General features: G+C 51.4%; 5 protein-coding genes. All 5 read right to left on the reverse strand.

What is annotated here, in order from left to right; translation table 11 throughout:
- Positions 1-28 precede the first annotated feature (28 nt).
- From I6E49_RS13565 to I6E49_RS13585, 5 genes are read right to left on the reverse strand one after another with little or no spacing between them, the layout of a single operon-like run.
- A complete protein-coding gene (locus tag I6E49_RS13565) occupies positions 29-1,372 on the reverse strand; it encodes a TlpA family protein disulfide reductase (RefSeq protein ID WP_235402988.1) in 1,344 nt (447 codons plus the stop codon).
- 30 nt (positions 1,373-1,402) lie between these two features.
- Positions 1,403-2,923, reverse strand: a complete 1,521-nt coding sequence (locus tag I6E49_RS13570; RefSeq protein WP_235402989.1) for a PKD domain-containing protein — start codon at positions 2,921-2,923, stop codon at positions 1,403-1,405.
- Between the two features lie 29 nt (positions 2,924-2,952).
- Positions 2,953-3,714, reverse strand: a complete 762-nt coding sequence (locus I6E49_RS13575; RefSeq protein ID WP_235402990.1) for a DUF4843 domain-containing protein — start codon at positions 3,712-3,714, stop codon at positions 2,953-2,955.
- Positions 3,715-3,737: 23 nt separating this feature from the next.
- Positions 3,738-5,219 carry a RagB/SusD family nutrient uptake outer membrane protein gene (locus I6E49_RS13580; protein ID WP_235402991.1) on the reverse strand — a complete coding sequence of 494 codons (1,482 nt, stop codon included), beginning with the start codon at positions 5,217-5,219 and terminating at the stop codon, positions 3,738-3,740.
- 57 nt (positions 5,220-5,276) lie between these two features.
- Positions 5,277-8,342, reverse strand: a complete 3,066-nt coding sequence (locus I6E49_RS13585; RefSeq protein WP_235402992.1) for a SusC/RagA family TonB-linked outer membrane protein — start codon at positions 8,340-8,342, stop codon at positions 5,277-5,279.
- Positions 8,343-8,431 lie beyond the last annotated feature (89 nt).

Here is an 8,431-nt window from a genome sequence, read left to right on the forward strand (position 1 = left end):
GTGGGGCATTGTGGGGCTTATTGTTTTTTTACTTCAACCCCTCAAGTAGCGGCTTCAGTCGTGCATCGCTTGGGCGCGGAGCGTTGTACTTGTACATACGGCCCTCACGGTCGTAGATGAGGAAGAACGGGATGCCGTTTACGTTGAGCGACTGAGCGAGCGTGCCCTTAGCGTCGATAAGCAGGTTGCCCTCAAGTCCGAGCTGTGCCACCTTCTTCTTCCATGCCTCAACATTAGAGTCGATAGAGATTGAGAGGAACACTACGTCCTCGTTCTGCAAGTCCTTCTCAATAGCTTTCAGGTGAGGTATCTCCTTGATGCAAGGCACACACCACGATGCCCACATGTCAATGTAGACATACTTGCCACGGAACTTTGCGAAGTCCACCTTGTTGCCGTTGAGGTCGTTCAGCACCACATCGGCAGGGAACATATTGCCCGACACTGTAGCCTTACGCTTCTTGAACTCGCTGAGATACTTCTTGTCGAGACCATAGCGCTCGGTGAGCAATGTAAGCTCGCTGAGTCCCTCGTCATAGTTTACGGCATAGCGGAATGTAGTGATGTACTTGTTGAGCAACACATCCTCAATGCGCAGTTTGAGCAATGCGTCCTTCACCGAATTCTCTACAGCCGATATGCGCTCGTCGAGACTGCCTTGCGGCAGCGACGCAAGCACCACACGCGGAGACGAATCGAATGCCGATGACATTGGGCAATCTACAGCCGGAGCTATACGCTTAGCCTCAGCAGCGATGTCTACGCCCACGTCCTGCGGCATACGTCCTGTAGCAAAGCGCAGGTTCTCCATATTCTCAAAGCTGAAGGTCGAAGCCCACAGGCGCAGATACTGGGTTGTAACCGCCGACGGACGACAAACCCGTATCAAGCTGTCGGCAATGGCAGGATAACCAAGCACCAGACTCTTCAGAGCCTCAGCCTGCATTGTCTTGCCCTCCATCCACAGCTGCTTGCTGCGAGCCACACTGACATCGTTAAACGCTACGAGAGCCTTGGTGTCGGCATCGGCCTTGTTGAAGTCGATGTTGCCCTCGGCATCGATAGTCATCGACAGATTGGCTGCATCCTTCTTTACGGTCAGATGTACCGGCACAATGTTCTGACGACGGTTTGCCACAGCCACCACCTTATATATATTATATGGCGAGACTGGTGTATTGGCAAGAATCTTCTGTCCGTTTACCGATACAGAGTTGGGCTGCAACGACGACACTCCTACGGGCATCACGTAGAGTTTCAAGTCGGCAGGCACACTGCCACGTAGCGTGCCTGCTATCTTGACCGACTGCGCCATCATGCCAGCCGAAGCAAGCGTCATGAATGCAGCAGTCAATATTGTTCTTAACGTCATATTTGTATTTTTATTGTTAAGCATTCAGCATTACTGAACACTCGGTTTGAAGATGATAGACGAGATGCGTCCGGCGCAACCCTTGTGTACCTCAACCGGCTTGACATTGGCACTGTTGTCGGTGCGCACGTCCTTACAGTTGTAGATGTAGAAGTTGCCACGCTTGGTGCTCTTGTCGTAAGTACCGACGAGGAGCTGGTCGTTGGTAGCATTCAGATCGACGAATGTCACCTCCTCGTTGCTGCCGAAGTCGATGGCATACTGATCCTTCTGAGGCAATGACTTTGTTGCTACGTCGGGCAGATAGACGTAGATGCGGTTGCCGAGCGCATAGAAATAGCGCTTCTGATTGAACGACACTACAAACGGAGTACCCTTGGCAGGAACAGCAGTGTTGGCATCGGCTTCTATCTTCTGCGACTGGAACTTATCGGTAGTACCAGCCCATGAGTTGCCTGCAATAAACTCCCAGATGTATACTTCGCCTGTCGACTTGTCCTTCGAGAAGGTGTATACCGGCAGATTGTAGTTGGCATCGTAGCCGTAGTTGCAGAACACGGTAAGCAGCTCCTGACCTTCAGGCAGATTGCCCACAGCATCAAATTCGCCGGTGTTCATGTTCTGAGCCTTGGCTACGTTGGTATTGTAGTCAACCAAGTAGGTGTTGGTAGAAACCGATCCCCACATGCTCATCTTCGATGGGATGAAAGCGTCAGCTCTTAGTCCCTTGAAGGTGTCCTTGCTGTACGAGAACATGTACTGCACATTGACATGCACAAACTCGCCGGTGGTCTTGTCGTAGGCGTAAGGTGCGTACGAGTCGGGCAGGAACGACGAAGCGCGGAAAGTCGACGATGTCTCACCGTAGTTGATAGCGGTGATTACGGTAAAGTTGTTCGGGTCGATGACATAGCAGTGGTCGTCGGTCGACACCATTACACGTGTAAGCGACTTAGGCCATGTAATGCTTGCAAGCACGGCATTCACCAGATGGTCTTCCGACACGTCGGGATTCATCTTGTTCAGACAGTGTTCAATCACAATCTCTTTCTGTCCGGCTGCCACCTCCTCAGAAGTGAGTGTCTTGACGAAGCTCAGATTGCCCTTGCCGTCGGCATCGGTCGATGTGATGAGATAACCCTTCTCGAAGGTACGGTTCACATTGACCTTATACTCTATCACCTTGCCCACCTGTCCGTCGGTAACAGCCAGATGAACGTAGTATGTGCCACCCGATGTGAACTGATAGTTGAGCGTAGGCTCGGTGCTCACCTCTTCGAGCTTGCCCTTTGCGCCATTGATGTATGTGCCCACCTGCCACTTGTACTGCAGATTTGAAGCGTCGCCCGAGTACGACACCTGTGGGTCGATGACACAATCATTGCCAAGATACAAGTTGTATTCGGGCATTTCGCTACCGTTTGCGTTCTGTATAGTCAGCGTGGGCAGTTCTCTTGTAGCCTCCGTACTGTCATCGCTGATACACGACACCATACCAAGCGACAGGCTCAACGCGAGGGCTATTGCTGTAAATATGTTTTTTCTTTTCATTTTGTTCGCTTTTTTATTGTTTCACCTCATCAGTTTACAGAAGGCGTCTTCTGCCACTCTATGTCGTCCTTGTGGTCGTTGTACATAGGTATGAGCACATACTTGGTCAGGATAGATTCGTACATGGCAAACGGACCCTGCATGGCCTTGGCCTTGACAAAGTATTCGCCGTAAGCCGTAATAAGCTCGTTGTACACGTCCTTGTTGGCCTTGGGCATAAGCTCATAGAAATACTTGAAGAAGAGCTGTGCGTTCTCAAACGAGTATTTTGGCAGACCCGTATAGGTAGACCACCAGTCGGGACGTTCTGTAATGCGGAAGTCGGAATAGCGCACGGTGAATGTCTTCTGACCTGTAGGACGAAGCTGGTCGTTCATGCCAATCTCAATGCGCAGCTTCTTCTCCTTGGTCTGAATCTCATCGTCGTGACCGCGCAGAAGCATAATCTTCACGGTGTCCTTTGTAGCGTTGGCTGCTATCTCGGCACGGGCGATGGTAAAGTTCACGCCTTCTACCATGTCGGTAGAATCGGCCACCACCTTGATGTCAATCTTGCGGGCTTCGCTCTTGGGCACACCCATAAGCGTCACAGGTATGGCTATCTCGTGCTCCTGTGCAATGTCATAGCCGAAGTTGTAGGTTATTACCGAGTCGGCAGAGTAGTTGCTGTTGGTGTAGTTGAACGATACCGAGTCTATCTGACCCGTATCATACAGCTTATAGTCCTCCTCGCAACTCACAGCCACCACTGCAGTGGCAGCAAGAGCAAGTGCAAATATCTTGTTTTTCATTTTTATTGTCTCCTATTATAACTTTAGTTTCTATAGTTAAATTCGTCTACCGGGATAGGCAGCACGTATATATTCTCGCTTGCCGGAATGGTGCGCAACTCTACGTTCGACTGGATGTCGCGGTTCAGACGCTTCATGTTGTACCATACCTGTCCCTCGCCGAACATCTCCTTGTGATACTCGTTGAATATCATCTCCTTGGTCAGAGTCTTACCGGCACGCAGTGCGGGCAGTCCTCTCGACGAAGTCTCAGCCTGGAAGTATTCGAGCGCCTTGTCATAATTCTTGTCGAGCAGAGCCTCGGCAGCTATGAGATACAGCTCCGACACGTGCAGGATGTTGATGCCGTCGATGCGATCCTTCCAGTCTTTAGGTGCCATCTCACGCTCGTCGAGTGTATAAATGTCGACGGTCTTGTAGAGGTTGACAGTCTGGTTGCCCTTCTTGAACCACTGCAGACGGAAGTCCTGCGATGTGGCATCGATGTCCTGGGCATAAACCTTGTCGTAAGGCATCGGATGGCTTACGCCCGACTCGTCGGTGTAGGGATTGAACGAGTGGAACGACTGGAAGGTGTACAGATAGCTCTTCACGGTCTGCAGATAGCTTGTAGAGTAGAGTCCCCACAGTGTCTCGCAGTCGGACAGTTTGCCGGCGAAGACATTCTGCACCTCGTTAGGCTCTACCAACGGGAACTTCTTGCTGTCGATGACCATCTGTGCATACTTGGCAGCATTGTCCATGTCGCCCTGCATCCAGTATACCTTGGCAAGCATGCCGAGCACTGCGTAATAGTTGCAGTGGGTCTCGCGGAAGTTCTGGAACTTGAAGTACTGGCCGTTGTTGCGCGGATAGACGATTGCATCCTTCTCCTCAGCGAGCAGCTGCTCAGCCTCCTGGAGGTCCTTGATGATAAGGCTGTACACCTCGCCCACCTTCTTAAACTCATTTATCTTAGCCTCATAGGTAGTGGTGTAAGGAATGCCACGCTTCGTAGGGTCGGTTGAGCAGAACAGGCGCAGCAGGTCGAAGTGCAAATAGGCACGCACAGCCAGCATCTCACCCTTGTAGAGATTGTAGAGCGGGAAATCGGCTTTCTGCTTCTCCTGAAGATTCTTCAGCACGTTGTTGGCGTAGCCGATGGTCTGATAGGCTGTAGCCCAGATGCTTGCCAGACGGTTGCGCAGATAGTCGTCGTCGTTATACTGATACTTGGCGAGGGCGTCCGAGCCTAATGCGTCGTTGCTGTTAGCCAAGTCTTGCGCCATCACGTCGGTAAGTCCCCAATAGAGATCCATGCCGTAGAGCGAGCCCGACTGCATGGTGCCGTACACTCCATATATGGCAGCCTCAAATCCGGCAGGAGTCTTAAACTGGTCGGCTTCAAGATTCTCGCCTTTCGGACGAACATCCAGGAAGTCGTTGCACGATGTAAGAGCGGTGGTGCCCAGAAGGAGGGCAAACGCCAGTCGTGCTATATGTTTGTTGAAATGTGTCTTATACATTATAATATATGTTTTATTGTTGCAATATATTTATATAGTATCCCTATTGCCAGCGGCTTAGAATGTCAGACTTGCCGACATGTTGATGCTGCGGCTGAATGGGTAAGATGTACCACGCTCGTACTTGGCGGATGTGATGCGGAAGAGATCCTCGGTGCCGATGCCCAGATACATCTTCTGGATGTGCAGCTTCTTGAGGAATGTCATCGGGACGTTGTACTGCAAGTAGAGGCTTGAGAGCCACAGCTCGTCGTCCTTCTCTACGAAACGATCGGTATATACGCTTGTGTTGCCAGTTGCCTTAGCAATGTCGATGTATGGCTTCACGTCGCCCACGTTGGTCCAGCGGTCGGTGAATGCACGCACGTCGCAGTTCTTGCGTGGGTTGACATTCTCAACCTTCAGGGCACGTGTAGAGTTGTACATCTCGCCACCGAAACGATATGAGAAGCTTGCTGTGAGCGAGAAGTTCTTGTACTGCAACATTGACGAGATGCTACCCTGCAATGTTGGGTTGGTATCGCCACACGACACCTGGTCCTTCGAGTCGTACTTGTAGGTGTAGCTACCGTCCTTCTTGATGAATATCTCGTTGCCGGTAGCGGGGTCGATACCTGCCGAGCGCACAGCATAGATTGCCGACGGCGACTCGCCCTCACGATACTGGAACAGTGGCGACGACGAAGCAATGTTGGTAGAACCGTCTGAAGAGGTAAATCCTGATGCGTTCTGCTCGTTCATACGCTTCATGGCGTCAGAGATGTTGTTGATGGTGGTCTTCGAGTGCAGGCCGTTTACCGAGAGGCTCCACTCCAAGTCTCTTGTCTTGATAATCTTGCCCCACAATGAGAACTCGATACCGTTGCTGGTCTGCGAACCGAGGTTAGCCTTCACGCTTGTTGTTCCTGATGATGGCGGAAGCGAACGGTCGATGAGCATGTCGGTGGTCTTCTCGTTGTACACGTCGAAGTTGACGTTCAGACGGTCGCCGAACAATGAAGATGTGATGCCGACGTTGAGCTTCTTGGTAGTCTGCCATTTAAGGTCGGGGTTGGCCATACCCATAGGTATTGCGCCCACTCCGGTGTACGACAGATAGTCGCTGTTGTACTTGTATGTGGTCACGGCCTGATATGAGCTGAACTTCACGCTACCTGTGTAGCCGTAGCTGCCACGCAGACGCAATGTGTTAATCCAGCCAAGCTTCTTAGCGAACTCTTCATTATGAATGTTCCATCCGGCACCTACCGACCAGAACGGAGCATAGCGGTGGTCGCTACCGAACTTTGACGAACCCGAAACACGGTAAGAGCCGTCGAGCACATAGCGGTTCTTCCACATGAAGTTGGCTGCAAGAAATCCACCCAAGCTTGCCGAGAGGTCCTCGCTTCCCGACGGTTTGCCGCCGTCAGGATAAGTTGTGGCGTATGCAATGTCGTTCTGCTCGTCGCTCAGGAAGCCTGTAGCAACGAGTGTGCTTGATGTCGACTTCGAGCGCTTTATCTCACCACCAAGGTTGAGGGTGAGCATGGTGCCGTCATTGTCGAAGTTGTGGATATAGTTGCCCACGAGCTTGGCAGCCCACTGGTCGGAACCGGTGTTGCCGAGTGTGTACTTGCCCTTCTGCGAAATGTTGGTCACGTTCTTGAAGTCGTGCGAGTCGGGCGAGCGGAACACGTCGCTTGTGCCACGGCTTGTATTGTACGATCCCTGGGCTGTAATGAAGAAGTTTGGCTTGATGTTGTAGCGCACGTCGAGCGAAACCTGCTGTGTGCGCGACTGCGACTTGTCGAAGCTGCTCAACGATGCCTCATACAGAGGGTTGTTCATCTCGTACGACAGCTCTGAGCGCAGGTTGCCATACTGGTCGTAGGGCGAATCGTAGGGGTTGCACTCCAAGTAGCTTGAGAATGAGCCGTACTTAGACGAGTTGGTGTTGAGCTGGTCGTGCGAGGCACGGAGCGTGATGACGAGGTTGTTTATGGCTGTATACGAAAGATATACGTTCATGCCATAGCGTGTACGGCCGTCGTCCTTCATCACACCCTGAGTGTTCTGATAGTTGGCGTTGACGTTGTAGTCAAGACCCGAACCGCGTCCTGAAATAGAAAGTGAGTGGTTGTGCGAGAAACTGTTGCGCACAGGCTTCGACTTCCAATCGGTGTCGATGCCGCTTGTCACCAAAGCGAGTTTCTCAAAATAGCTCTCGTCGAGCTTGCCAGTCTCGCTCTTGTAGAGTCCGGCACGCTTCTCAAGCTCCAACTTCTGTGCTGCATTACAATAGTCGTAGCTGCTCAGGTCGGCAAAACTTAACTGAGGAGTTACAGTATAGCGTATGCGTACGGGCGACTGGCTCACGCGCTTGCGCTCGATTACGATAACGCCGTTGGCAGCGTTCTCACCGTAAAGTGCTGTAGCCGAAGCGTCCTTAAGAATGTCTACACGCTCAATGTCGTTGATGTCCATGTCGTAGAGTGCCTGAAGGCTCTGCTCCACACCGTCAATCACGATAAGCGGTGCGTTGAGTCCCACCTCATTGCTTGTAGAAAGCGATGTGGTGCTACGTATTACGAGGTCGGGCACTGCGTTAGGGTTTGAACCCGCAGCATTGTTCTGTGCAATATTCAATGACGGGTCGAGGGTGGCAAGTGTCTGCAAGATGTTATTAGGCGCAACCTTCATAATCTCGTCGCTTGTAACAGTCTTGGCAGCACCGGTGAAGGTCTGCTTCTTACGTGTGAAGTAGCCGTTGACCACAACATCGCTAAGAGTCTTGGAGTCGCGCTTCAACACGACCTTCATCTCATGACCTGCTGTCACAGTCTGGGTCTCCATACCGATGTACGACACCTGTAGTTTCTGTTTCTTCAGTTCTACTGACTTGAAACTGAATCTACCGTTTACGTCTGTGATAGTAACTACATTTGCGCCCACGATTCTCACCTGAGCACCAATGAGCGGTTCGTTGTCATCAGCAGAATAGACTACACCGCTAATGCTGTTACTTTTTACCTTACCATCATTAACCACAACAGTCACGTTGTCTTGAGCTTGGGCAGTAGCGGGAGAAACCATTCCCCCTAATCCCGCCAAGCCGATGGCGAACAATACTTTCTTTTGCATTGGCTGATTTTATTAGTTTACTCAAGTTTCGGATTTAGAATTCAAGCCGTTTGAGCATACTCTCTAAGTGCAGCCAATCTCTTGTCATT

The organism is Leyella stercorea (assembly GCF_021531655.1).

Bases quoted from the DNA above. Each gene is read 5' to 3' on its own strand.
- I6E49_RS13565 (WP_235402988.1), bottom strand. From the start codon at position 1,372: ATGACGTTAAGAACAATATTGACTGCTGCATTCATGACGCTTGCTTCG.
- I6E49_RS13570 (WP_235402989.1), bottom strand. From the start codon at position 2,923: ATGAAAAGAAAAAACATATTTACAGCAATAGCCCTCGCGTTGAGCCTG.
- I6E49_RS13575 (WP_235402990.1), bottom strand. From the start codon at position 3,714: ATGAAAAACAAGATATTTGCACTTGCTCTTGCTGCCACTGCAGTGGTG.
- I6E49_RS13580 (WP_235402991.1), bottom strand. From the start codon at position 5,219: ATGTATAAGACACATTTCAACAAACATATAGCACGACTGGCGTTTGCC.
- I6E49_RS13585 (WP_235402992.1), bottom strand. From the start codon at position 8,342: ATGCAAAAGAAAGTATTGTTCGCCATCGGCTTGGCGGGATTAGGGGGA.